The sequence below is a fragment of the Nesterenkonia cremea genome, assembly GCF_014642675.1.
Lineage (GTDB): Bacteria > Actinomycetota > Actinomycetes > Actinomycetales > Micrococcaceae > Nesterenkonia > Nesterenkonia cremea.
In genome coordinates this window covers 122,114-147,719 of record NZ_BMIS01000005.1, presented here as the reverse complement: position 1 = coordinate 147,719, position 25,606 = coordinate 122,114, and the positions used below count along the sequence as shown (strand labels likewise).

The window sequence follows — 25,606 nt, the reverse complement described above, 5'->3', positions numbered from 1 at the left end:
GCCTATTCTGCCTCATCACGCCGCGCAGTCCGGGACTCGCCTGGGACCTGTACCGTCTTCGGCATCCCGCCGAAGACCTGCTGACGCAGTACCACGGATCGGAGACGCTCTCTCCCCCGCGCCGTCAGGCGAGCCCGGTCTGCGGCCTGGGAGAAGGAATCTTCGATTCCGCCAACGATCCGGTCGATCCGCGCCCCCGCCTCACGACGGCTGAGGCCATAATCAGCGTGGGCTGTGAGCAGAGTGGCGAAGTCAGAGTTTCTGGAGCCGGAGGTTGTGATGGGCAGTCTCTGAGTGACGTGCCGTTTCACATCTGCCTGAGGCGCCAGATCATAGGCCGGAGTGAGCTCCAGACTGGTGCCGTCCCAGAAGGCTGCGTGGTTGCGATCGTGGTCGTCGTCGTTGAACACCGCGATGTTGAAGGCGGCCCGGTCGAACACTGCAGGACCGACTGTCTCCGGGGTCACGGACCGCAGCCGCACAGATCGGGCGAATCCTGGGTAGCTGGCCCGCGGCTCCCCCGCTTCCTGGGCCAGGGTGTGGGCGCTGAGGACCATGCGGCGCGATCCGTCATCCCCACGGTCGAAGCGACGCAGCATGAGCACCTCTCTGTCCCGGACCTGCCTGAGCTCCGATTCTGGAACGTCGATGCCCGCACTGACCGCCATGACGTTCGCGGCGTACTCCCACTGGATCGAGGGTTCGGTCTCCCAGCTCTGGGAGAACTTGGCGATCCAGCCGTGCTGGCCGTCATCCACCGAAGCCTTCGGGCGTGCTCCACCGATCGAGGTGCCGCGCAGCACTGCGTGACGCAGCGATTCCGGCACCTCACCGGCCTCCACCGCTTCGGCTGCCTGCTGCATCTCCTCCAAGGTGGCACTCTCGACGCGCGGCACGTACTGCTCCGGAGATGGCTGAAAGTCCAGAGCCCCGGTCCGGTCCGATGCGGAGTGCAGCATATAGGTGATCGGAGAGATCTCGTCGGCGCGGTCCTCCAGTGCGGAGCTTGTCTCAGCAGTCATCCGGTGGAGGATGGCGCGCTGTCCCCAGGAGTCAGGCAACGCATCTTCCACCGCGGGATGCAGCTCCGCTTCATAGGGAGGGTTCTGCCAACCGTCGACCAGGGGCATCCCCGGGCTCAGCGGAACAGCGTCATTGCGCCTCAGGTAGGAGCCCGCATAGGCGAAATCATAGTGGTACGCCGTGATGTTCCCCAGCAGGCGCCGCTGAGACTTCTCCCGCAGAACGCCGGCCACCACAGGGCTGAGCGCACCAGGAACCCATGTCCAGAGGTAGACCCTAGATCCGGTTGAACTCATCGTCATCGTCCTGCACCTCCCTCACTGCGGTGGGGAGCAGGCCGAGGATCTCTTCACCGCGACGACGTTTGCGCGCCAACGCGTGCCGGTCCTCACCGAAGAGTTCGACGCCGACAACCACGGCAGCGTTGAAGACGTTGCCCACTGAGGCTGACGGGGTTCCCTTCTCGATGGAGAGCACCGTGCGCTCTGAGACGCCGATGCGTTTGGCCAGAGAGTCTGCGGTCCACCCGAGCTCCTGGCGCCGAATGCGGATGAGGGTTCCGATGAGGCCCAGAGCATCCTCCGCCTGGGGCATGAGGCTGATCTTCTGCCGTCCCATAGTTGCTCCTGAACTGAAATAGATTGCTACTGAAGCCCTCAGAGAAGCATTCTATTTCAGCTTGGCACACAGAAGAAGAGTCAGTGCCCTCTGATCACACCTGCGGGTCGAAGTCTTCCAGGCGGGGGCCCAGATCGAAGAGCTTCTCGATGGCGGCAGCAGTCCGGGCAGCGGCATGACCGTCCCCGTACGGGTTCACCGCATTGGCCATGGCCCGGTAGGACTCAGCGGAGTCGAAGAGATTGGAGACCTCCTGGACCACACGCTCCTCATCAGTGCCGATCAACCGGACCGTACCGGCATCGACTGCCTCGGGACGCTCCGTGTTCTCCCGCATCACCAGCACCGGTTTGCCCAGCGAAGGAGCCTCCTCCTGCACACCGCCGGAATCGGTGAGGACCACAGTGGCCAGGTTCATCAGCCGGGTGAACTCCCCATAGGGCAACGGCTCAGTGACGATGACATTGCTGTGTCCGGCCAACGCCGGCAGGATCGCCTCACGCACCACCGGATTGCGGTGAGCCGGCAGCACCACCAGCTTCTCCGGGTAACGGTCCGCCAGACGCGCCAGGGCACGGCCAACACCCTCCATGGCAGCACCCTGGTTCTCCCGGCGATGCGTGGTCACCAGCAGAACATCCTGACCGGTGGCCGCAGCGTCCTCCAGCTGCGGATCCGAAAATGGCACCTGCTTCTGAGCGACCTCCAGCAGAGCATCGATCACCGTGTTGCCGGTGACCACGATGTCATCCTCCGGCAGAGACTCACGCAGCAGATTGGCCTTCGACTGCGAGGTCGGCGCCAGATGCAGCGAGGTGATCTGCGAGGTCATCTTGCGGTTGGCCTCCTCCGGGAACGGGGAGAACAGATCGAAGGAGCGCAGACCAGCCTCAGCGTGGATCACCGGGATGCCGCTGTAGAAGGCGGCCATGGCACCAGCAGTGGTCGTGGTGGTGTCGCCCTGGACGATGACGGCGTCGGGCTTCTGCGCGGTGAAGAGCTCATCCAGGCCGTTGACAGTGCGGGTCAGCACCCCGTTGAGGGTCTGGCGGGGCTGGATGATGTTCAGGTCATGGCCCGGCTCGATGCCGAAGAGCTCATTGACCTGGTCCAGCATCTCGCGGTGCTGACCGGTGACGGTCACCTCACAGTCGAAGTGCTCGCTGGACTGGAGCGCTTTGACGATCGGCGCCATCTTGATCGCCTCGGGCCGGGTGCCATAGATCGGCATGATCCTCTTCATGCAGCCAGTCTATTAGCGAGGCGCTCGAGACCGGGTACGGACACGGCCGCCTGATGGAGGCCGCCACCACGGATCGGCCGATACACTTGGAGGCTGAATCGTCACCATAGAACTTGTGACCTGCCATGTTCCCTCACGCTCAGCGGTGCTGAGCCTTCATAGAGCCAGACCCCCCGAGGCCCCATGCTCATGCGCTTGGGCCGCGAGGAAGGAAGCAACGTGAACCCTACCCTGACCAAGCTGCTGAAAGGGCTTGTACGCAGCCTCACCCCCACTCACTGGGCAGCCTTGGCGGTCTTCGCAGCGGCAAGCACCTTCGCCGTGGTTGCGGCCTCGATGCAGTGGTGGACCCTGGTGGTCCTCACTCTCACAGTGCTGTTGCTGGTGGTGGTGCTGATCCTGATCCTCGGCTTCAACAAGGTGTCACACCGGCTGATCACCCACTCGAAGAAGCTCGCCCAGCAGATGCGCAGCGTGAAGAGCCAGCCCACCGGGTTCTCCACAGAGACCAAGCTGTCGCCCATCCATGGCTCGGTCTGGTACTGGAGCAAGCAGCTCAGGGGGCAGCTGAAATGGTTCACCACCATGGCCATGCAGACCCGACTTCACGGCGCCCGCGAGGTGCTGGCCTACGCGGCCACCAAAGACCGGTACAACTACCGCACCCTGGGCGCTCTCCTGGAGTCTGCTCGCATCCCGATGTACCGCGCCGAGGTCATCGCGCATCTTCACCCGTTGCTCTCCAAACGAGTGTTCCTGGCCCTGGGTCGCGTGCTGTACAGCCAGCGGCGCAACGAGATGGATCTGCTGGATGCGCTGACCATCTACGAGCTCGCCGAAGAGATCTACGGAGCCTCCGCCGTGCAGGGGGGGCCGGACCGCTCCATCTATGGTGAGCTGCTGATCTGGCGCGGGCGGTTCGAGAAAGCTCGTACAACACTGGACTCACAGGGGCGCGACGCCACCTGGACCTTCTCTCAGAAACTTCTGCGCCTGAACGCGCTGAACCCCAACATTACCGGGGATCATAAGCGCCGCCACGAGTGGTTGGAGACGATGAACGAGTTGCTCGCCCATCACGGCCTTGCACCCCTGCAGTTCCGTGACCTAGAGAATCCCTCCTTCTTCGACCTGGCCTGTGAAGCTCCTGCTGCGCAGATCGAGAACGCTCCGAAGATCAGCGTGATCATGCCGATCTTCGAACCCGACACCGCCACCGACCTGGCCATCCGTTCACTGCTGAACCAGACCTGGCCGAACCTAGAGATCATCATCGTCGATGACGCTTCCCCTTCGACCGACCAGGCTGGAAATCCCACTCCCTACCGCCGGCAGCTCGAAGGCTGGGCCGAGTCGGACAGCCGGGTGCAGGTTCACTTTGCCGAGCAGAACCGCGGCGCCTATTCCGTACGCAATGACGGTTTGGACATGGCCACCGGCGACTTCGTCACCATCGCGGACAAGGATGACTGGCACCACCCGCAGAAGTTCGAGTTTCAGGCCAAGTACTTGATGGAGAACCCAGAACGAGTGGCTGTCATGACCAACTGGGTGCGAGTGGATCCGGAGATGCAGTTCCTGATCCGATCGGGCACAGGAAAGATCGTCTATCAGAGCTTTGCCTCGCTGATGTTCCGCCGTGAGGAGGTCGTGGAGAAGCTCGGCTACTGGGATGCTGTGCGCAAGGGCGGGGACGCTGAGTTCCGCGCCCGTCTGGAAGCCGTCTGGGGACAGGAGATCTCGCCACAGTGGCAGCCGCCGATGGCCTTCTCCCTGCTTGGCACCGACAACCTCACCAGCTCGGACATGGGCGCCGGCTACCTGAGCCCGGACCGGCGGGCTTACTCCCGTGCTTATAAGGCGTGGCATCAGCAGATCACGGAGGGAACCTCTGATCCGTACATGCCGAAACATCCGGAGAACAGACGCTTCGTGGCACCCCCGAGCTTCCTTCCGGAGCGTGGCTCCTTCGTCACTCCGCACTTCGATGTCGTCTTCATGTCCGAGTTCGGTTTCATGGCCGGCAACTCCACTTCCCTTCGCCAGGAGATCCAGGTTGCTCTGGACCATGGGCTGAAAGTCGGCGTGCTGCCAGTCCAGAACGGGCTGATCGCCTCTGCGGCACGCCGCCAATTCCATCCCAAGCTGGAGAAAATGGTCCTCAGCGGCCAGGTGGAACGGATTTCGCTGGACACCACCGCTGCCGCAGATCTGGTAGTCGTCCGCTGGCCGGCTTCGCTCTACCTGGATCTCGGGACGCGTTCCAGAGTGGAGGCCCAGCAGGTCGTCGTCGTCGCGAACCACATTCCCTACGAGATCAGCGGTGAGCGGCGCAGCTATGACATTCGAGAGGTCTCCGCGAACCTCGAATCCGCCTTCGGGACCCGCCCGACATGGACCGCTCAGAGCGAGGTCATTGAGGAGTACCTCGAACCGTTGGTGCCTCCGAAGGAGCTCACACCCTTCACCTGGAAGGGCATCATCGAGCCTGGCGATTGGGCCAACGCCCCAGGCGCCGAGCCCTCCCGCACTCCCGTCATCGGCCGCCACGCCCGCGACGAGGAGGGAAAGTGGCCTACCGACAAGGCAGATTTCGAGCGCATCTACCCCACCGACGGCTCTGTCCATGTCCAGGTGATGGGTGGTGCAAGGACTCCGATTGACCAAGGCCACCTCCCCCCCGACCCTGGTCCGCACTGGACGGTGATTCCCTTCAACGGGATGCCGGTTCCTGATTACTTGCAGAGCCTGGACTTCTTCGTCTATTACCACAGCGACGGTCTTGTCGAGGCCTTCGGGATGTCCATTCTTGAAGCCATCAATCAAGGTGCAGTTGCTGTGTTGCCGCCGCACTTCAAACCGATCTTCAAGGACGCTGCGGTCTATGCCACACCCAAGGACGTGATCACCACGGTGCTGGAACTGTGGGCAGACGCCGAGAAATACACAACCCAGCAGCAACGGGGATTCGACTTCATCGCCGATGAGTGCACTCCGTCGGCCTACATGCGACGACTGGAACTGCTCAGGTCGTCGAACCGATTCTGATGACACACAGCTCCCCTGGAACCGACGCCACACGCACTGAATCCCCTGAAGTCGAAGCCTTCAGCCGGGGCCTCCCAGAACGGCGCTACAGGCCTGAGCTTCACGGGGTGCGTGGCCTGGCCATCCTTGGGGTCGTCCTGTTCCACCTCTTCGGCGCAGGCCGTATCTCCGGCGGCATCGACATCTTCCTGGCCATCTCAGGCTTCCTCTTCACCGCAATGCTGCTGCGGGAAGCGGCTTACAGCGGAGGCTCAATCCAGATCGGGCGCTACCTCGCCCGGCTCGCCCGACGCCTTCTGCCTCCCGCGCTGCTGGTCATCGCGTTCACCACGATCGTCGGACTCTGGCTGCTTCCTGACACCCGTCATCATCAGCTCTTGGCAGAGGCACGCGCCTCCCTGCTCTACTTTGAGAATCTGGAACTCATCAGGTCTCAGCTCGGATATGGAGCAGCCGGCCCAGAGAGCAGCCCCTTCCAGCACTTTTGGTCACTATCAGTGCAGGGTCAGTTCTACCTCGTGTGGCCCATCGTCACGGTGCTCGCTGTCTGGCTGGCGAAACGGCTGAACCGATCGGCCCTATCTGTCATGAGCCTTCTGGTACTCGCAGTGCTAACAGCTTCCTTCATCTTCGCCTGGTACATGCAAGGTGTGAACCAGGAGGAGGCGTATCTCATGACACGGACGCGCTTCTGGGAACTGGCCTTCGGCGGCCTGCTGGCGCTCCTTGGCGCAAGACTGACGCTGCCCAAACCTCTCCGACTCCCTGCTGGCTGGGCGGGAGTCGCCCTCATCGTTCTCTGCGGCTTCGCTCTCGATGGAGCCGCGCTCTTCCCCGGCCCCTGGGCTTTATGGCCTCTGCTGGGGCTGACTCTAGTTTTGGCAGCTGCCGGACCCGAGGGGGGAGACAAGGACTCCCCCGGGACAGCTACACGTTCTCTGTCGAATAGACCGTTCGCCTTCATCGGCAACATCGCCTACAGCCTCTACCTCTGGCACTGGCCGTTGCTGATCTTCTACCTCGAAGCCCGGAGTTATCCTGCGGTTGGCATCCGGGGAGCCTCAGTGGTGTTCGCTGCCTCTCTGGTGATGGCATGGTTGACATATCGCCTGGTCGAGCAGCCAGCTGCAGTCCGTGCCCTCGCCAGTCGGTCCCTGCTGGCCCTAGCTGCCAGCACACTCATCCTAGGAGCCGCAGCCACGTCGTATGGCGTACAGAGCACTCATGTGGACCGCCCCGATGGCTTCTCTATGGCCGGTGTCGACGAGGAAGATCATCCAGGTGCCGCTGCCACCACTGACGGCGAATTCGAGCCCACCGAGGCGGAGGATTTCTATCCTGAGACGGATGTCCTCGCTGAAGACGAGTCGATGTACTACGACTGGGGCTGCACCCAGGACGGCGATGGGTCAGGCACCGGAGAGGTCCTCCTCTGTGAGGACCCTGATAGGCCTGAGAACCCGGATGCGACCATCATGCTGGCGGGCGGTTCGCACGCGGGGCACTGGCATCATGCATTGAAGATCCTGGCTGCACAGAACAACTGGGAACTCGTCATCGCTGACAAGTCAGGGTGCCGCTTCCGGCACACCAAGGATGTTGAGAACGACACGTGCTCTCAGTGGAATGCCGGCTTCCAAGAATTCGTGACCGAGCAGGAACCTGATCTGGTGGTCACCTCAGGCACAGTTCTGATGCGTTCAGGCAGCGAGGAACGAATCCAGGATGGAGCCCCGGAACGTTGGACTGAGATCACGGAAGCAGGCTCTGAACTCCTCCTGCTCCGCGGGACCGCCCGGCCGGATGAGGATGTTCCTGAGTGTCTCGCAGACGGGGGGCACCCCCTCGACTGCGGCCCAGAATTCGACATCTACGCCGATGAGAACCCTCTCCTCGAGGAGGATCTCCCTCCGGCTACTTACAGCGTAGACCTTACAGAAAACATATGTCCCGACGGCTCCTGTCCCGCTGTGATCGGCGGTGTAGCCGTCTACAACGACGACAGCCATCTGAGCACCTACTACGTGGAGACTCTGGCACCAGTCCTTGATGAGAAGCTTCGCGAGGAGATGCCACACCTCTATGAATAGACTGAACGGAGACTACTTCTCACATGAGGAAGAGAATGACTGACTCCCTGGGCTTCGAACGTGCAGGAGGCGCCCTATGACAGAAACTCCATCTCAAAGGCCAGGGACATCTGGAGAATCCTTCGATGCCGACTTTTCTCTAGTACCGGAGCGTGAAGACTTCAGCCACTTACACTATGCTCGTGGCTACGTCTTCAGCAGGGGGCCGGAACCCAACGTGCCGTCATTCTGGCATTGCATCAACTTCGCTGAAGGACACTTCCATTGGGATCCCCGAGTGCCATTGGCCAGAGTCGCCGATGGCAAGCACGAGGTGCTCATCTGCGGCAATGCCATACATACGGCAAGAGCAGAGTCCGAGCCGTTTCGACTCGCCGAGCTCTTGCTCTCCGCACTCAGCCGTGGCCGAGAAGACTACCTGGACGAGCTAGAAGACTTCAGCGGTCAGTTCGTCCTCTTCTCTCGTTCAGATCACAGCATCACCGTCCAGACTGATGCGATCGGCTGCCGGGCAGCGTTCCATGACGGAGCCGCTCAGGTCATCGCCTCGCATGCGAACCTCGTGGGACGGGCCGTGGGAGCTCCACCAAGCCCCTTTAACGACTGGGTGGCCCGCCCCCAGACCCACGATTTTCCGGGACGAACAACGGCGTTCAGCGACGTCTGGCTGCTGATGCCCAACACCGAAATCGAGCTGAACTCTGGCTCGATCACCCGCGTAGGGCCTCGTCCCTTCGAACCTCTGACTGTCGCTGAAGCCGCCGACGAGATCATCCCTCACCTCGAGGCTCAGGTCGACCTACTGCTGCGGGGCTCGCGCAAAGTGCTGATCTCGGCCAGCGCTGGCGTCGACAGCCGCACCTCGTTGGCCAGCTTCTCAAAGGCAGGCGAAGCAGTGAAGGTCTTCACCTACACCAAGGCCCCAGGAAGCGGACGTCAGGCAGCAGAGCTTCACCGTGACAAACTCGCCTCCGAGATGGCAGCAGATCTCGGACTCCCTCATGTGCTCTTCGACCTCAATAGAGCACCGAAACCTCCCGCTGGATACGTGACAGCACTGGGTGAATCCAGCGTTCGGCGCTCCAATGCACTGACCTCATGGACCTACCACCAAAACCTGGACCACAATGCCGTGCATATACGTGGACAGATCAACGGGGTCGGGAAGTGGCACTTTGCCAAGCGGCTCCACTTCTCCGAACCTCTTGAGCTCAGTGCCCGTCGCATGGCACAGCTGACAAAGCGCGGGAAGGCCCTCCGGAAACACCCTTCATCCCCGCTGTGGACACTTGCGGAAGAGGGTTTCCAAGACTACATCGACACCACATCTCTGCGCTCGGTGCCGAACGGTTACCGTTTGCCCGACCTGTTCCTCTGGGAACATCGTGTGGGCTACTGGAACCACGCACACATCATCGAGTCTGACACCACGTTCGATACTCACCAGCTCTTCGCCTCACGCCGCATCATCCGGCTGATGCTCTCCGTCCCAGAACTTGACCGAGTTCAGCTGTCACTCTTCCGCGAGATCATCAGAAGGATGGAACCGAGCCTCGTGAACTACCCTCTCAACGGAGAGACTTGGGACGAACCTGTCTATGATGCTCCACTATCCTCCTACCAGGTAGGGGTGAGTTCTCTCGAGAAGGAATATCGGGCACGGTTCCTGGAGGAGAAGGGCCTGCGAAAATCCGCAGAATCGTCACAGCAAGTAACTGACGGTGAGAAGAGGGAGCTAGCTGAACAGCTCAAGAACTCCCAGGAACGCTATACCGCTCTCCGCTACTCCAAGCTTGGGAGGCTGCAGCACCGCTACTGGCGATTCCGCTCCTCGAAGCGATGAAAATCCCCGTTGTCGTGGGGCAAGTGATTGTTACCACAGGTGGGCCAATGTGAGTCGTCCTGGAAATCATTCCGCTCCTGTTGAGGGGTAGGAGGAGGGGCGAGTGTCAGGTAGGCAACCGGGGCCTCCGGGGGTCTCACCATCGACGGCGGATCGGTGGGCCGGCCTAAGGCCGCGCAACTCCATGGGGACACACCATTGCGGTTATGGGTGTAGGAGAAGCTGCAGCAACAGTGTTCCCCCGATCAGATCGGTGCCACCGTAGTCAAGGAAATCCCCAATGATTCGGAGATGCGTGTGCGCCACGCGACGATCTACCAGGATCTCTATGCACAGGCCCGCGGAAGGCTGCAGAAACAGGTTCAGGCGGCTGAAGCGCACCGGCCGTGCCGTCGACGGACCGGAACACCTCGAGCACGGAGCTCACCTGCTCAGCGGCAGGCCCTATGAGACACTCACCTGGAACATCCCAGCCGAGAAGATGAGAGCCCTCATCCTCACCAGCTCATCACCTGCTGGCGCAACGATTCTTAGGATCCGCCGTTCACAGCCGCGCGCCATAAACGCGATTGTGATATTAGAACCGTTGAAAAAGAACCTCGTCTGCTATACGTTCTGCAACACTGCGAGGCTGCCCATAGGCCGGGTACCGATGCGGCACGATGCTCGCGCCGGCATTAGCTTCAAGGACCACTGCTCCTTCTGAACTTCCCAGGTCCGGCACCACCAAATCTATAGCCGCAGCCGTCAGGCCTGGAATTGCCCAGAGAGCTTCGACCGCCAGCTCCTTCACTGCCTGGTGAGTCTGATCTGTCACATCTACCGGCAAACCGCCTTCGCGAATGTTCGCCTGTTCCCTCAGCACACGGATCTCGCCGGGGCCGAGGACCGTCTGCGGTGTAAGACCTTGAACTCCCAGCTCTTCCTGAGTGACCTGTGGGGTGTGCGAGGAAAGGTGCTTGTGCCCGGAACGGAGCCGCGCCTGCCCTGAGAGCAGATCCTGCACAGTGCTCCGACCGTCACCAGCCACATAGACGGGGACTCTCACCAGTACGCTGACAGCCTGCTCACCAACGACGAAGACTCTGACGTCGAGACCTTCTCTGAATTCCTCAAGGAGCAGCGTCTCGCGAGAGCCCTCTCCGGTAAGCCGCGCATCGAGGGCCCGCGGCCATGCCCGCCTGAGATCCTCCATATTCTGAAGGCCCAAAGATATGCCATACCCCGAACTTGCTGCCACCGGTTTGAGAACTGCGGGAGCACGCAAGGAACCCAGCAGACTCACCGCAGCGGAGAATTCGGCGGCCAAGAACTCCTGACCGTCAGGCACGGGCAATCCTTGATGCCAGAAATGCTTCTTGGACAACCACTTGTCAGCTGCCACATGTCGAGCTAAGTCACTGACGAGCGTTGTCACCATACGGTCCATGCCACCGACGAGATCGTTGCCGAAGCAGAAATTCCTGTGCTTCGCATCGACTTGCTGAACCTTGACCTTCTTACGCTTCAACGCCGCTTGGAGCAGCGCCGCATGGCTCTGCGGCCTCTTCGTCTCCCTGAAGTCGCTCTGCCTGCTGACAATATATTCGGTGATGAAGCGCTCGAGGATCGAAGACGTATCGCTAGCGGAACTGGCCATGGACAACAGGATATCTTGGCAGACTGTGTGCGCTCAGGAACCCACGCGGACAGACCTTGAAGGTCCAAGCGAAGTGAGAACCACATCCGCGCCACAGGCGAAAACCTCACTTCCTCTCTGTTCTCGTCCAACTATGCCTCCCGCGTCGGGGCACGACAGGACGACACTCTGAGGCTGTGCGGAGCCTGAAGGTTTCTCCGATAGGATCGCCTAGTATTTCAGCTTCTGCGCACTGATATCCGAATGGATGTCTGACCGTGAAAGGGAGAACACTTGGCTGACCAGAACACGCCCGAGACCGTTGCCATCATCGGCCAAGGGTACGTGGGCCTTCCGCTCGCCCAGGCCGCCAGCGCCGCTGGGGTGAAAGTGTACGGATTCGACATCACCCAGCCGCTGGTGGATCAGCTCAACGCCGGGGTATCTCACATCGACGATCTGTCCGACGACGACGTGAAAACCATGCTCTCCCAGGACTATGAGGCCACTTCCGACCCCTCAGTCATCGGCCAGGTGGACGTCGTGATCGTCTGCGTGCCGACACCGCTGAGCGATGAGGGCGGCCCGGACCTGCGCGCCGTCGAGGGATCCGCCCGCACCATCGCGGACAACCTCACCCGGGACACCGTGGTGGTTCTGGAGTCCACCACCTACCCGGGCACCACCGACGGCGTCGTGCTGCCAATCCTCGAGACTTCAGGGTTGAGCCATGGTGACGACTTCCTGCTTGCCTACTCTCCTGAACGCGTGGACCCGGGATCTCAGAAGTACGGCATCACCAACACTCCCAAGCTCGTCGGCGGCATGACCCCCGCCGCCACTGACGCCGCAAGCGCCTTCTATTCGCGCTTCATCGACACCGTGGTTCCGGTGGCCGGGACCAAAGAGGCAGAAACTGCCAAGCTGCTGGAGAACACCTACCGGCACGTGAACATCGCACTGGTCAATGAGATGGCCCGCTTCTGCCACGACCTTGACATCGACATCTGGGAAGTCATTCGAGGGGCTGCAACCAAGCCCTTCGGCTTCCAGAAATTCACCCCCGGCCCCGGCGTCGGCGGTCACTGCATCCCGATCGACCCCAACTATTTGAGCTACCAGGTCAAGAAGACCCTGGGGTACCCCTTCCACTTCGTCGAGCTGGCCCAAGAGATCAACAGCTCTATGCCCAGCTACGTGGCGAGCCGCGTGGCCGACCTGCTCAACGAACAGGGCAAAGCTCTCAATGGCGCGAAGATCCTGCTGCTGGGTGTCACTTACAAGCCGAATATCGCAGACCAGCGCGAGTCCCCTGCGCAGCCGGTCGCGAAAGCGCTCCAGGACAAGAAGGCCAACGTCACCTTCCACGATCCCTACGTGGAGACCTGGCACCTGGACAGCGGCAGCCTGCCCCGCGTGCAGGACTTCGATGCAGCGATCTCGGAGGCAGACATCGTGGTCGTGCTTCAGCCCCACGAGTCCTACGACTTCGATGACATCGCTTCCAAAGCCAAAGTTGTGTTCGACACACGAGGCGCCATCACCGGCGAGGGCGTCACGAGGCTCTGACGCCCCCACTGTTAGACTGGCACACGTTTCGCGCCGGGAGTGTGTCTTGCCTCGGCGCATGATGACGTTGGAAGGACTGATGATGGCCGCTCCCACCACAGAGCGCGAAACCCCCGCATTCACTGCGGGACAGCAGCGCACTGTTCAGCTGGACGGCACCCCGCTGGTCCGTGTCGGGGCGCGCCCCGGTCTCTTCCAATACATCGCAGAGCTCTGGCGATTCCGCCACTTCATCTACTACGACTCCCGGTCACGCAGCTCCTCCCAGAACTCCATGGATTCCATGGGTCGCCTCTGGATGGTCCTGAACCCGATCCTGCAGGCGGCCGTGTACTTCACCATCTTCGGCTATCTTCTGGAGACCCACCGTGGCGTGGTCAATTTCCTGGGCTATCTGATCATCGGCGTCTTCACCTTCCGCTTCATCCAAGGCGCAGTCACCAGCGCGTCGAACTCCATCGCGGGAAATCAGAAGGTGGTCCAATCCTTCAACTTCCCACGGGCTGCCCTCCCCATCTCCTCCGCGGTGCGTGAGCTGCTCGCCGCCGGGCCGGTCTTCGTAGTGATGGCGGTTCTGGTCTATGCGCTCGGCGACTATCAGATCGGCGATATGGTCCGCGAACCGGTCAGCCTCTCCTGGCATTGGCTGCTGTTCTTCCCCGCCATCGCCCTGGCGCTGATGGTGATGACGGGCCTGGGAATGATGCTCGCCCGCGCGGTCAATGCCTACCAAGACGTCAAACACCTGATCAGCGTCGGCACCCGGATCTGGTTCTACGGATCCGCTGTGATCTTCTCGATCGAGCGCTTTGCCACGCATGAGTGGATGCTGTGGCTCATGTACCACAACCCGGCCTACTGCGTGCTCGACATCATCCGCCATGCGTGGGTCTACGACGGCTTCGCCGATCCCTACCGATGGGTCGTTCTGGGATGCTGGGCAGTGGGGTCCCTGGTGATCGGATTCCTGATCTTCTGGCACGGCGAAGAGACCTACGGGAGGGAAAAATGACCACGTCCACAGGACGGTATGTCCCACGCCGCGTCAACTGGAACTCCACCTCGGGGAGCTCCCCGGCATCGCAGGCGCAGGGGGTCGAGGAGGATGCGGTGGCAGAACAGCTGCTCATCGGCCATCCACCGAATGCTCAGGCCCCCGCCGTAGAGAGGATCGATTCACAAGACATCGCCGTGGCAGTCGACGGCGTGTCCATGATCTACCGAGTACGGTCCTCCAGCGAGTACCTGAGGTCGAAGGGCGTGACTGCACGCCAAGTCAAAAAGATCCTCGGCGCCGGCTGGGCAGAGATCCCGGCGTTGGAAGAGATCAGCTTCACGGTCAAGCAGGGCGAGAGCGTCGGAGTCATCGGCACCAACGGGTCCGGCAAGTCCACCCTGATGAAGCTGCTGACCGGCAAGATCCGTCCGACCACAGGAGAGGTCTACGCCACCTCGACTCCGATCATGCTGGGCGTCAACGCCGCCCTGGTCAAACAGATCTCTGGTCGCGAGAATATCCGTCTGGGGTGTCTGGCGATGGGGCTCTCACCCGCACAGGTCAAGGAGAAGTTCGAGATGATCGTGGAGATCTCCGGGCTCAGGAACTCTTTGGACATGCCGCTGAAGAGCTATTCCTCAGGTATGCAGTCCCGCCTCCAGTTCGCCATCGCCACAGCGGTGGACCCAGACATCCTGCTGATCGACGAGGCCCTGAACACCGGTGATGCTCAGTTCCGTGCGCGCACCAAGAAACGCCTGGACGAGGTCCGCGCGCAGGCCGGCTGCGTGTTCCTGGTCTCCCACTCGCTGGGCACCATCAAGCAGATGTGTGACCGGGTGATCTGGATCGAACAGGGCCGGTTGCTGGCCGATGGCGAACCGGAGTGGGTCTGTGAGCAGTACGAAGAGTACACCGACCACAAATCGAACGACCGGAAACGCTCAGCCCAGATCGTCTACGACCGCACCCGGCTCAAACTGAATCCGGTGACGGTCAGCTTCGACCGGGGCACACGCCCCAAGCGCGCGAGCTGATCAGGACGCGACGCCCCATACATAGAGGAGTGCCTCGGTGAGACGATCTCACCGAGGCACTCCTCTATGTATGGAACGTGGGGCTGATCAGGCGAACCAGATGCCGATCTCCCGTTCAGCGGACTCCACCGAGTCGGAGCCGTGGACCAGGTTCTTCTGGACCTTCTCGCCCCAGTCGCGGCCGAGGTCGCCGCGGATGGTGCCGGGCGCCGCCGTCGTCGGGTCTGTGGTGCCGGCCAGAGAGCGGAAGCCCTCGATGACGCGGTCGCCCTCGATGACGGCGGCCACCACCGGGCCGGAGAGCATGAAGTCCATCAGCGGCTGGTAGAAGGGCTTACCCTCGTGCTCGGCGTAGTGCGCGGCCAGCTGCTCGGTGCTGGCGTTGAGCTGCTTCAGCTCGGCGATGCGGTAGCCCTTGGCCTCCACACGGCGCAGGATCTCACCGGTCAGGCCGCGCTCGACGCCGTCGGGCTTGACCAGGATCAGGGTACGTTCAGTCATCAGTTCTCTTCCTCACTTTCGGCTGCCAGAGCCTCTTCCATCCTGTATCTTTCCATCTTTTCGCGATCCAGCTGCGCACCCTTGGTCACGGCGTACCACCAGCAGAGCAGGAAGGCGATACCCACCGGGATCATCATCAGCTCGAAGAAGCCTCCGGCGATGATCGCGAACTGCAGGATCCAGCCCATCCAGTAGCCCAACGGACGGCCGAGGAAGGCGCAGCTGATGACCAGCAGCGCGGAGACCACCAGCGAGCCGCCGAAGAGCCACCAGGCGAACCATTCGTTCTGGTAGAGGCCCCAGGCCATCAGGCCGTAGAAGAACATCAGCAGCGCCTCAAGGCACAGCACCGAGGAGGCGAAGAGGATCTTCACCGATCGCGGCGGTGCCGTCTGATCGGGCTGCCACTCGCGACGCCTGCGCTCCAGGCGGGACTCACGCGGTGCCATCGGGGTCCTCCTCACCGTCTTCGGGACGGATGTCTGCGATGCCGAAGCGCCCCAGGTCCACATCGCTGATGTCCGCGGAGTCCGGGCGGGAGCCCGGCTCGGCGGCGGCACCGGTGTCGATCTCCTCAGCTTCCGGAGCGCCCAGCAGCGTGCGGGCCTCCCCGACCACAGTGATCGAACCGGTGATCAGCACTCCCCCGGCGTCGCCGGTGTCCGAGGCATCGGAGCGGCCCACGGCCCAATCGATGGCCTCGTCCAGGCGCTCGGTGATGTGGATGTCCTCCTCGCGGAACCCGACGTCGATGGCCAGGGCCGCGAGGTCCGCAGCGGGGATGGAGCGCGGCGAGGTGGACTGGGTCAGGCAGATGTCCTCCGCCATGCCGTCGTACTCGCGGTAGAGGGTGGTCAGGATCTCCCGGGCGTCCTTCTCCTGAAGGATGCCCACCACCAGCACCAGCTGGGCCAGGCCGAAGCTCTCCTTCAGCGCCTGGGCGCTGGCCTCGATGCCGGCCGGGTTGTGCGCGGCGTCCACCACGATGGAGGGACCGGTGCGCAGCGTCTCCAGGCGGCCCGGGGAGGTGATGTTCTCCGCGGCCAGCTGCAGGTTCTCGATGTTCAGCTCCTGCTCGCCGCCGCCGATGAAAGCCTCCAGCGCAGAGATGGCCACGGCGAAGTTCTCCGCCTGATGGGCGCCGTGCAGCGGCAGCAGGATGTCCGGGTAGCGTCCGGCGATCCCCTGGATGGTCACCTGCTGGCCCCCGACGCCGGGCACACGGGACTCCACGCCGAACTCCACTCCCTCGAAACGGAACTGAGCGCCCTTCTCCTTGGCGGTCTCCAGCAGCACATCGGCGGCGTCGGGAACCTGGGCGGCCGAGACGAGGAAACCGTCGTCCTTGATGATCCCCGCTTTCTCCAGAGCGATGTCGTGCTCGGTGTCACCCAGCAGCTCAGTGTGGTCCAGGCTGATGGGGGTCACCACGGAGACGGCGGCATCGGCCACATTGGTGGCATCGGTGATGCCGCCCAGGCCGACCTCCACCACCATGACGTCCACCGGAGCGTCGGCGAAGATCGAGAAGGCCAGGATGGTCACGCATTCGAAGTAGGTCAGCGGGACCTCACCCTGGGCCTCCAGGTGGTGGTCCACCAGGGTGATGTGCGGACGGATCTCATCCCAGATCCGCACGAAGGTCTCATCGTCCACCGGGCGGCCATCGATGCAGATCCGCTCGGTGACCCTGGACAGATGCGGCGAAGTGTAGCGGCCCACGCGCAGATCATGGGCCAGCAGGCCGGCCTCGATCATCCGGGCGGTGGAGGTCTTGCCGTTGGTGCCCGTCAGGTGGATGACCGGAGAGGAGCGATTGGGATCGCCCAGGACGTCCATAGCCATCCGCATGGGCTCCATACGCGGCTCGAGCTTATTCTCCGGCGCGCGCGAGAGCAGCTCGGCGTAGACGCTGGCCACGGAGAACTTGTCCAGCGGCTCACCGCCGGCCGGGATCACGGATTCCGAATCGGTCATGCGACCCTCACTTCCACTGCAGGCTCGGCTGCGGCGTCGTCGGTGTTCAGAGTGAGCTCCACGGTCAGGGTCTCCGCGGAGACCAGCTCACGGTGAGCCCCTAGTGCGCTGATGGTCTCTGCCGGGGCGCTCACCGTGGTGGCGATCCGGTCAGAGACCTGCAGATCGGCGTCCTTGCGGGCCTGCTGGATGCTGCGGATCATGTCCCGGGCAGTGCCCTCGGCGATCAGCTCATCGGTCAGCTCGGTGTCCAGGACCAGGAAGCCGCCACCTGCAGAGGTCTCCAGCACGGTGACCGCCTGATCGCCCAGCTCCTCGGAGACGGTGGTGGAGAGCGTGTACTCGCCCTCCGCGAGCTGAAGGCCGCCAGCGGTGACCACACCGTCGGTGACCGACCAGTCGCCGGACTTCGCACCCTTGATGGCGTGCTGGACGTCCTTGCCCAGGCGGGGGCCGGCGGCACGGGCGTTGACCACCAGCTGCTGGCCGATGCCCCAGGCCTCGGCGTCGGTCTGCGAGGCGTCCCGCAGCTCGACCTCCTTGAGGTTGAGCTCATCGGCGATGATCTGCTGGTAGGTGCCGGCCAGCGCGTCGGCGTCGGGGACCACCACCGTCATCTTGGCCAGCGGCTGGCGCACACGGCGGTTGGCCTGCTTGCGCAGACCGGAGCCCGAGGAGCTGATCTTCCGGGTGAGCTCCATGAGCTCCACGGCGCGGTCATCGCGCAGGTAGTCCGAGGGCTCGGGCCAGTCGGAGAGGTGGACCGACCGCTCACCGGTCAGGCCCTGCCAGATCTCCTCCGCGGTCAGCGGCAGCAGCGGGGCGGCCACTCGGGCGAAGGTCTCCAGGCAGGTGTAGAGGACGTCATAGGCGGCGAAGTCCTCCTCGTAGAACCGTGCCCGGGAGCGGCGGATGTACCAGTTGGTCAGCGTATCGGAGTAGCGGCGCAGCGCCTCGCAGGCTCCGGAGACCTCATAGGCGTCCAGGGCCCGGGTGGTCTCGCGGACCAGGTCCCCGGTGGCGGCCAGGATGTAGCGGTCCAGCGGGTTGTCGACCTCGTCGCCGCTGACCTCCTTGGCCTGGTATCCCGCACCCTCGTTCGCAGTGTTGGCGTAGAGGGCGAAGAAGTGCCAGGCGTTCCACATGGGCAGCAGCACCTGGCGGACGCTCTCCCGGATGCCCTCCTCGGTGACGATGAGGTTGCCGCCGCGCAGGATGGGCGAGCTCATCAGGAACCAGCGCATGGCATCGGAGCCGTCGCGGTCCAGGACCTCGGAGACGTCCGGGTAGTTCTGCAGGGACTTGGACATCTTCTGCCCGTCCGAGCCCAGCACGATGCCGTGGCTGATCACGTTGGTGAACGCCGGGCGGTCGAAGAGCGCAGTGGCCAGGATGTGCATGGTGTAGAACCAACCGCGGGTCTGGCCGATGTACTCCACGATGAAGTCAGCCGGGTGGTGGCTGGAGAACCAGTCCGCGTTCTCGAACGGGTAGTGCACCTGGGCGAACTGCATGGAGCCGGAGTCGAACCAGACGTCCAGGACGTCCTCCACGCGGCGCATCGTGGACTTTCCGGTGGGGTCGTCCGGGTTCGGCCGAGTGAGGCTGTCGATCCACGGACGGTGCAGATCCGGCTCGCCCTCGGCGTTGCGCGGGTAGTCGCCGAAGGCCTCCTTCATCTCCTCCAGGGAACCGTAGACCTCGGTGCGCGGGCAGTTCGGGTCATCGGAGACCCACACCGGGATGGGGCTGCCCCAGTAGCGGTTGCGGGAGATGGACCAGTCGCGGGCGTTCTCCAGCCACTTGCCGAACTGGCCGTGCTTGACGTTCTCCGGGATCCAGTTGATCTGCTCGTTGAGCTCGAGCATGCGGTCCTTGAACTGAGTGACCGCCACGTACCAGGAGGTGACCGCCTTGTAGATCAACGGAGTGCGGCAGCGCCAGCAGTGCGGGTAGGAGTGCACATAGGACTGCTCGCGGACCAGCCGGCCGTCAGCCTTGAGCCGGTTGATGATGGCGCGGTTGGCCTCGAAGACCTGGACCCCGGCGATCTCGGCCAGGGGTGCGTCGCCGTCGGGGGTGTTCTCGGCGAACATGTCCAGGAAGCGTGCGCCCTCATCCACCGAGAGGATCACCGGGATGCCGGCCTCCTCGGAGGAGCGCTGATCCTCCTCACCGTAGGCACTGGCCTGGTGGACCAGTCCGGTGCCGCCGGTGGTGGTGACGTAGTCCTCCACCAGCACACGGAAGGCGTGCTCGGTGCCCCATGTCTCGGCGTCGGTGTAATAGCCCCACAGCGGCTTGTACTCGAGGTTGACCAGATCGCTGCCCTGGTAGCGGGCGACGACGGCGGCGGCTGCGGCCTCAGCCGCAGTGGTGGCACCGTCGGTGCCGTCCTCGGAGTCGGTGAAGCCCAGATCCTTGGCGTAGGCGCCCAGCAGCTCGGCGGCCAGCAGGTGCTTGCCCGGCAGCGGGCCCTCCTCCGGGGCCTCCACCACGGCGTACTCGATCTCCGGGCCTACGGCCACGGAGAAGTTGGTGGGCAGGGTCCAGGGGGTGGTGGTCCAGGCCAGCAGGTTGACGCCGTAGAGGGCGTCGCCGTGCTGTCCGCCCCCGGTGATCGGAAAGGCCACGGTCACCGAGGGGTCCTGGCGCTCCTGGTAGACCTCGTCGTCCATGCGCAGCTCGTGGTTGGACAGCGGGGTCTCGTCCTTCCAGCAGTAGGGCAGCACGCGGAAGCCCTGGTATGTCAGGCCCTTCTCGTGCAGCTGTTTGAAGGCCCAGATGACCGACTCCATGTACTCCACGTTGAGCGTGCGGTAGTCGTTCCCGAAGTCCACCCAGCGGGCCTGGCGGTGGACATAGGACTCCCACTCGGAGGTGTACCGCAGCACTGAGGCGCGGCAGGCGTCGTTGAACGTGTCGATGCCCATCGACTCGATCTCGGCCTTATCCGTCATGCCGAGTTCCTTCATGGCGGTGAGCTCGGCAGGAAGCCCGTGGGTGTCCCAGCCGAAGCGGCGCTCCACACGCTTGCCGCGCTGGGTCTGGTAGCGGGCCACCAGGTCCTTCACATAGCCGGTGAGCAGGTGGCCATAGTGCGGCAGGCCGTTGGCGAAGGGTGGGCCGTCGTAGAAGACGAACTCCCGCTCGCGGCTGCCCGCATCGGCCGGACGGTTGTCGATGGAGGCCTGGAAGGTTCCGTCCTGCGCCCAGTACTGCAGAATACGCTCTTCGATCTCCGGGAAGCGCGGGGATGCGGGGATGCGGCGCTGCTCAGGCTGGGCTGAGGCGTCCCCGGCTGCGGGAGTGCGCGGATAGGTGGGCGAGGAGTTCTCGGTCATGGAGGTCCATCCTGCTGTGTTCGACGGTCCGGTCTTCTCGCAAGGACGCCGATCAGCGCGGTACCACCTTGCTTGTCCGCTGCACCGCTGATCAGCGGGCCTCGGACCTCTCCATGACTGCTGTGACGGGCTTACCCGTCCGGGTCTACTGGGGCCGGCGTCGGGGAGTCTGTGCTCTCGCCGCCGCTGGGCCTGTTCTTCCGGAAGCTCACCGGTGATGGCCGGGTCGATGCTGCTCCACAAAAGTGTATCGCCCAGGCCCTATCACGCGTAATCTCGGGAGGCATGGAGATCGACCTGCTGCCAGAGACCTTTGCCACCGAAGCTGTCCTGCTGGTCTGCGCCTTCGTCCTCTCCGCGATCATCGGAGTGGAGCGTGAGGTGCGGCAGAAGTCGGCCGGCGCGCGGACCCACATCCTGGTCGGACTGGGCACCGCATTGTTCACACTGGTCTCCGCCTACGGCTTCGCGCACCTGCTGGGCGACGATGTGATCCTGGACCCCTCGCGCATCGCGGCACAGATCGTCTCCGGGATCGGCTTCATCGGCGCGGGCGTGATCTTTGTGCGCCAGAACATCGTCTCCGGGCTGACCACTGCGGCCTCCATCTGGGTGACCGCCTCCGTGGGTATGGCCTGCGGAGCCGGGATGCCGCTGATCGCAGCGCTGACCGTGGTGCTCTATCTGCTGGCGGTCACACTGGTCTCGAACCTGACCCGACGGCTCCCCCGGCATGGCCGCAGCACGCTGTATTCGGTGCGCTATGTGGACGGCCGCGGTGTGCTGCGCGACATCCTCGGCACCGCCTCCGAGCAGGGCTACGAGGCCGCTCTCTCACACACCAAGCGCAAGGAGACCGATGAGGGCTTTGCCGTGGAGGCCAGCATGCGCTTCACCCGGCCCCAGCGCAGTCCCGACGGCGACCTCATCCGACAGCTCAGCGAGCTCGACGGGGTGATCGAAGTCCGCGCCGTGGAAGAGATGCACGACTGAGGCACCTCTGAGGCGCCTCGCTCACCTGTCCCCGCCGGTCCCCTGCCCTGCCCTCCGCGTGGGTGAGCGCGAGGTGAGGCTCAGGCCTCCGGGGCGGCGTACTCGGCCTGGGACAGCTCGGGAGCCTCTCCCCCGGCGCTGAGCGTGAGCGCCTCAGCCTTGGTGGCCGCCTTCAGATCCTCCAACGCGGACTCCACATGGGTGACCTGCGCCTGGGGCAGGGTCAGCGTGGCGGAGGTGATCGCGTGGCGCTGCTTCACCTCAGCCTCGGACTTGGCCCGACGGACGGCCGCCAGGGCCTCGGCCACAGCCTCCAGAGTCTCGGACTCCCCTGCCGCAGTCTCGAATCCGGCCGCAGTGGGCCAGTCGGCGGCGTGCACCGAGCCGCTGCGCCACCAGCGCCAGATCTCATCGGTGGCGAAGGGCAGCACAGGGGCGAAGAGCCGCAGCAGCGTGTCCAGAGTGGTGGCCATCGCCGCACGGACGGAGGCCTGAGCCTCCTCACCCTGACCGCCGTAGGCACGGTCCTTGACCAGCTCCACGTAGTCATCGGTGAACTGCCAGAAGAAGCTTTCGGTCATCGACAGCGCACGGGCGTAGTCATAGTCCTCGAAGCGAGCGGTGACCTGCTCGACCAGCGCCTTCAGCCGCGCCAGCAGAGCACGGTCCAGCGGCTGGGTCACGACTCCGGCGCCGGCCTCATCGGTGACGATGTGCTCCTCGGTCACGCCCATGCCGAAGGCGAACTTCGAGGCGTTGAGCAGCTTGATGGCCAGGCGGCGGCCGATCTTGAACTGCCCCTCCTCATAGGCGGTGTCCGCACCCAGCTTGGCCGAAGCGGCCCAGTAGCGCACGGCGTCGGTGCCGAACTTGTCCAGCACATCGTTGGGGACCACCACATTGCCCTTGGACTTGGACATCTTCTTGCGGTCCGGGTCCAGGATCCAGCCGGAGATGGCCGTATTGGTCCACGGCACCGAGCCGTTGAGGCTGTTGGCCCGCACCGCCGAGGCGAAGAGCCAGGTTCGGATGATGTCATGACCCTGAGGGCGCAGGTCATAGGGGAAGACCTTCTCGAAGAAGTCGTTCTCCCGCTCCCAGCGGCCCGCGATATGCGGGGTGATCGCCGAAGTCGCCCAGGTGTCCAGCACATCGGCCTCACCGGTGAAGCCGCCGGCCGCATCGCGCTGCGACTCCTCATAGCCGGCCGGAGCCTCAGAGGCCGGGTCCACCGGCAGCTGCTCCTCGCTCGGCAGGATCGGGTTCTCGTAGTCGAGCTCGCCGGACTCGTCCAGCGGGTACCAGACCGGGATCGGCACACCGAAGAAGCGCTGGCGGGAGATCAGCCAGTCGCCGTTGAGGCCCTCCACCCAGTTCTCGTAGCGGGACCGCATGAAGCCGGGGTGCCAGGTGATCTCACGGCCGCGGGCCAACATCTGCTCACGCCGGTCGGCGTCGCGCCCGCCGTTGCGGATGTACCACTGACGCGAGGTGACGACCTCGAGCGGCTTATCGCCCTTCTCGTAGAAGTGCACCGCGTGGGTGATCGACTTGGGCTCGCCGTCCAGCAGATCCTCGGCCTTGAGCATCTCCACCACAGCCTCCTTGGCCGAGTGGACGGTCTTGCCCGCCAGCTGCTCGTAGTTCGCGCGGCCCTGCTCCGTGGTGATCCACTCCGGGGTCTCGCGGGAGAAGCGGCCGTCGCGGCCGATGAGCGCGCGGGTGGGCAGCTGCAGCTCACGCCACCAGGTCACGTCGGTCATGTCACCGAAGGTACAGATCATCGCGATGCCGGAGCCCTTCTCCGGATCCGCCAGCTGATGCGCCTTGACCTCCACCTCGACGCCGAACAGCGGCGAGGTGACCGTCTTGCCGAACAGCGGCTTGTAGCGCTCGTCCTCCGGGTGGGCCACCAGTGCCACACAGGAGGGCAGCAGCTCTGGACGGGTGGTCTCGATGAAGACCTTCTCGCCCTCAGCGGTGGTGAACGGGTAGCGGTGGTAGGCGCCGGGACGCTCCTTGGCCTCCAGCTCGGCCTGGGCCACCGCAGTGCGGAAGGTGATGTCCCACAGGGTGGGGGCCTGGGCTGTGTAGGCGTTGCCGGACTGCACGTCCCGGATGAAGGCCTTCTGGGAGGCCGCGCGGGATGCGTCGTCGATGGTCCGGTAGGTCTGGCGCCAGTCCACCGAGAGGCCCAGACGGGTGAAGAGGTCCTCGAAGACCTTCTCGTCCTCCACCGTCAGCGCCTCGCACAGCTCGATGAAGTTCCGGCGGGAGATGACGTCCCAGTCGCGCTGGTTCTTCGCCGGCTTCTCCGGCGGAGTGTAGTCCTCGATGTAGGGCTTGGAGGGATCGCAGCGCACCCCGTAGTAGTTCTGCACGCGGCGCTCGGTGGGCAGACCGTTGTCGTCCCAGCCCAGCGGGTAGAAGACGTTGCAGCCGCTCATCCGCTTATAGCGGGCCATCACATCGGTCTGCGTGTAGGAGAACATATGTCCGACATGCAGCGAGCCGGAGGCAGTGGGCGGCGGGGTGTCGATCGAGTAGACCTGCGAACGATCGGTGTCCTCGTCGAAGTGGTAGACCTGCTCTTCGCGCCAGGCGGCGTTGAGCTTGTCCTCCAGGCCCTCCAGGGCCGGCTTCTCAGGAACGTCAGGGGTCTTGATGGGCGTGTCTGTGCCCGCGATCTCTTCAGCCATGCGGCCCATTGTTCCATGCTTGGACGCCCCCGCATGCCAGCACCCCTGCGACAGCCCCGACGCCGCAGCGGCCGTCTCAGATTGCGGCCACCTATGGTGACCTCGAGCACCGGCCACTAGTGTTGGAAACATGCTCCACAGCCAGAACTCTTCACGATCCGCCCTGGTCACCGGCGCCTCCTCCGGCATCGGCGCCGCCACCGCACACCGGCTCAGCACCGACGGCTGGCAGGTCTTCGCCGTAGCCCGACGCGCCGAGAAGCTCGAGCACCTCGCCGAGCAGGAGGGCATCATCCCGATCGTCTGCGACATCACCGACCGCGACGCCGTCCGGAAGGCCTACGAGCAGGTCGCCGAGGCCGGCGGGATCGACACTCTGGTCAACAACGCCGGCGGCGCACTCGGCGTGGAGACCATCGGTGAGGGCAACATCGACGACTGGCGCTGGATGTATGAGGTCAACGTCCTGGGCACCCTCAACGTCACCCAGACCTTCCTGCCTATGCTCCGCGAACACGGCGAGGGGACCATCCTCAACCTGACCTCCACCGCAGGCATCGTGGCCTACGAAGGCGGCGCCGGCTACAACGCCGCCAAGTTCGGCGAGCACGGCATGACCGGCGCCCTGCGCCTCGAAGAGGCTGAGAACAACCTCCGAGTCATCGAGGTCCTGCCCGGCATGGTCCACACCGAAGAGTTCACCGCCAAGCGGCTGCGCGGCGACGCTGCCGCCGCCGACGCCGTCTACTCCGGCGTCGAGAAGCCCCTGAGCGCAGAGGACGTCGCGGAGGTCATCGCCCACTCGGTGAGCCTGCCGCACCACATCAACCTGGACCAGATCGTCGTGCGCCCGGTGGCGCAGGCGGCGCAGCACAAAGTGATCCGTAAAGGCTGATCCCTGGCTCAGGTCACAACGGCTCCCGAGAACGGCCGCGGACTCTCCTTCCTTCATGAGCGAAGCGCACCGCGCTGGCGCGCGTTGCGAAACCCTTCGCTCATACAAGGA

Annotated in this window: 18 protein-coding genes; 8 read left to right on the top strand and 10 right to left on the bottom strand. The window is 63.8% G+C overall.

The features are described from left to right. Positions 1-2: 2 nt before the first annotated feature. The 4 genes from IEW85_RS07315 to IEW85_RS07300 form a co-directional block, all read right to left on the bottom strand. Positions 3-1,319 carry a type II toxin-antitoxin system HipA family toxin gene (locus IEW85_RS07315; RefSeq protein WP_229658880.1) on the bottom strand — a complete coding sequence of 439 codons (1,317 nt, stop codon included), beginning with the start codon at positions 1,317-1,319 and terminating at the stop codon, positions 3-5. Further along, positions 1,300-1,641 (bottom strand): helix-turn-helix transcriptional regulator, encoded by a 342-nt coding sequence (locus IEW85_RS07310; RefSeq protein WP_188684180.1) that lies wholly within the window; start codon positions 1,639-1,641, stop codon positions 1,300-1,302. Before IEW85_RS07310 ends, IEW85_RS07315 begins: the two co-directional genes overlap by 20 nt. A 94-nt stretch (positions 1,642-1,735) precedes the next feature. Continuing rightward, positions 1,736-2,884: a non-hydrolyzing UDP-N-acetylglucosamine 2-epimerase gene (gene wecB, locus IEW85_RS07305; RefSeq protein WP_188684178.1), complete on the bottom strand. Its 1,149-nt coding sequence runs from the start codon at positions 2,882-2,884 to the stop codon at positions 1,736-1,738. Between the two features lie 275 nt (positions 2,885-3,159). After that, positions 3,160-3,477, bottom strand: a complete 318-nt coding sequence (locus IEW85_RS07300) for a hypothetical protein (protein ID WP_188684175.1) — start codon at positions 3,475-3,477, stop codon at positions 3,160-3,162. A gap of 106 nt (positions 3,478-3,583) precedes the next feature. On the opposite strand from IEW85_RS07300, the gene IEW85_RS07295 reads away from it, so the two are divergent. The 3 genes from IEW85_RS07295 (at position 3,584) to IEW85_RS07285 (ending at position 9,865) form a co-directional block, all read left to right on the top strand. Beyond that, on the top strand, positions 3,584-5,932 hold the full coding sequence (locus tag IEW85_RS07295) for a glycosyltransferase family A protein (protein WP_188684173.1): 2,349 nt from the start codon (positions 3,584-3,586) through the stop codon (positions 5,930-5,932). Then, a complete protein-coding gene (locus IEW85_RS07290) occupies positions 5,932-8,022 on the top strand; it encodes an acyltransferase family protein (protein WP_188684171.1) in 2,091 nt (696 codons plus the stop codon). Before IEW85_RS07295 ends, IEW85_RS07290 begins: the two co-directional genes overlap by 1 nt. Positions 8,023-8,098: 76 nt before the next feature. Continuing rightward, entirely contained in the window at positions 8,099-9,865 is a 1,767-nt protein-coding gene (locus tag IEW85_RS07285; RefSeq protein WP_188684169.1) for a hypothetical protein, read from the top strand. 577 nt (positions 9,866-10,442) lie between these two features. Here the strand turns inward: IEW85_RS07285 and IEW85_RS07280 are convergent. Beyond that, positions 10,443-11,504 (bottom strand): hypothetical protein, encoded by a 1,062-nt coding sequence (locus IEW85_RS07280; protein ID WP_188684167.1) that lies wholly within the window; start codon positions 11,502-11,504, stop codon positions 10,443-10,445. 273 nt (positions 11,505-11,777) lie between these two features. Between IEW85_RS07280 and IEW85_RS07275 the strand changes: the two genes are divergently transcribed. From IEW85_RS07275 to IEW85_RS07265, 3 genes are read left to right on the top strand one after another with little or no spacing between them, the layout of a single operon-like run. Beyond that, positions 11,778-13,052, top strand: coding sequence for a nucleotide sugar dehydrogenase (locus IEW85_RS07275; RefSeq protein WP_188684165.1), 1,275 nt, complete (start codon positions 11,778-11,780; stop codon positions 13,050-13,052). Positions 13,053-13,110: 58 nt separating this feature from the next. Further along, positions 13,111-14,064 (top strand): ABC transporter permease, encoded by a 954-nt coding sequence (locus IEW85_RS07270; RefSeq protein WP_229658879.1) that lies wholly within the window; start codon positions 13,111-13,113, stop codon positions 14,062-14,064. Then, complete coding sequence (locus IEW85_RS07265) at positions 14,061-15,086, top strand: ABC transporter ATP-binding protein (RefSeq protein ID WP_229658878.1); 1,026 nt, start codon at positions 14,061-14,063, stop codon at positions 15,084-15,086. Before IEW85_RS07270 ends, IEW85_RS07265 begins: the two co-directional genes overlap by 4 nt. An 87-nt stretch (positions 15,087-15,173) precedes the next feature. Here the strand turns inward: IEW85_RS07265 and ndk are convergent, their stop codons facing one another. From ndk to ileS, 4 genes are read right to left on the bottom strand one after another with little or no spacing between them, the layout of a single operon-like run. After that, positions 15,174-15,587, bottom strand: coding sequence for a nucleoside-diphosphate kinase (ndk, locus tag IEW85_RS07260; RefSeq protein WP_188684163.1), 414 nt, complete (start codon positions 15,585-15,587; stop codon positions 15,174-15,176). Next, complete coding sequence (locus IEW85_RS07255) at positions 15,587-16,036, bottom strand: DUF4233 domain-containing protein (RefSeq protein ID WP_188684162.1); 450 nt, start codon at positions 16,034-16,036, stop codon at positions 15,587-15,589. The genes ndk and IEW85_RS07255 overlap by 1 nt, the downstream gene beginning before the upstream one ends. Beyond that, entirely contained in the window at positions 16,023-17,564 is a 1,542-nt protein-coding gene (locus IEW85_RS07250) for a bifunctional folylpolyglutamate synthase/dihydrofolate synthase (protein ID WP_188684161.1), read from the bottom strand. Before IEW85_RS07250 ends, IEW85_RS07255 begins: the two co-directional genes overlap by 14 nt. Continuing rightward, positions 17,561-20,908, bottom strand: coding sequence for an isoleucine--tRNA ligase (gene ileS, locus IEW85_RS07245; RefSeq protein ID WP_188684160.1), 3,348 nt, complete (start codon positions 20,906-20,908; stop codon positions 17,561-17,563). Before ileS ends, IEW85_RS07250 begins: the two co-directional genes overlap by 4 nt. Before the next feature lie 285 nt (positions 20,909-21,193). Between ileS and IEW85_RS07240 the strand changes: the two genes are divergently transcribed. Continuing rightward, positions 21,194-21,901: an MgtC/SapB family protein gene (locus IEW85_RS07240; protein WP_188684159.1), complete on the top strand. Its 708-nt coding sequence runs from the start codon at positions 21,194-21,196 to the stop codon at positions 21,899-21,901. Between the two features lie 80 nt (positions 21,902-21,981). On the opposite strand, the gene valS is transcribed toward IEW85_RS07240, so the two are convergent. After that, entirely contained in the window at positions 21,982-24,600 is a 2,619-nt protein-coding gene (gene valS, locus IEW85_RS07235) for a valine--tRNA ligase (protein WP_188684158.1), read from the bottom strand. 130 nt (positions 24,601-24,730) lie between these two features. Here valS and IEW85_RS07230 point away from each other — a divergent pair, with 130 nt between their 5' ends. Continuing rightward, positions 24,731-25,495, top strand: a complete 765-nt coding sequence (locus tag IEW85_RS07230; RefSeq protein ID WP_188684157.1) for an SDR family oxidoreductase — start codon at positions 24,731-24,733, stop codon at positions 25,493-25,495. Positions 25,496-25,606 lie beyond the last annotated feature (111 nt).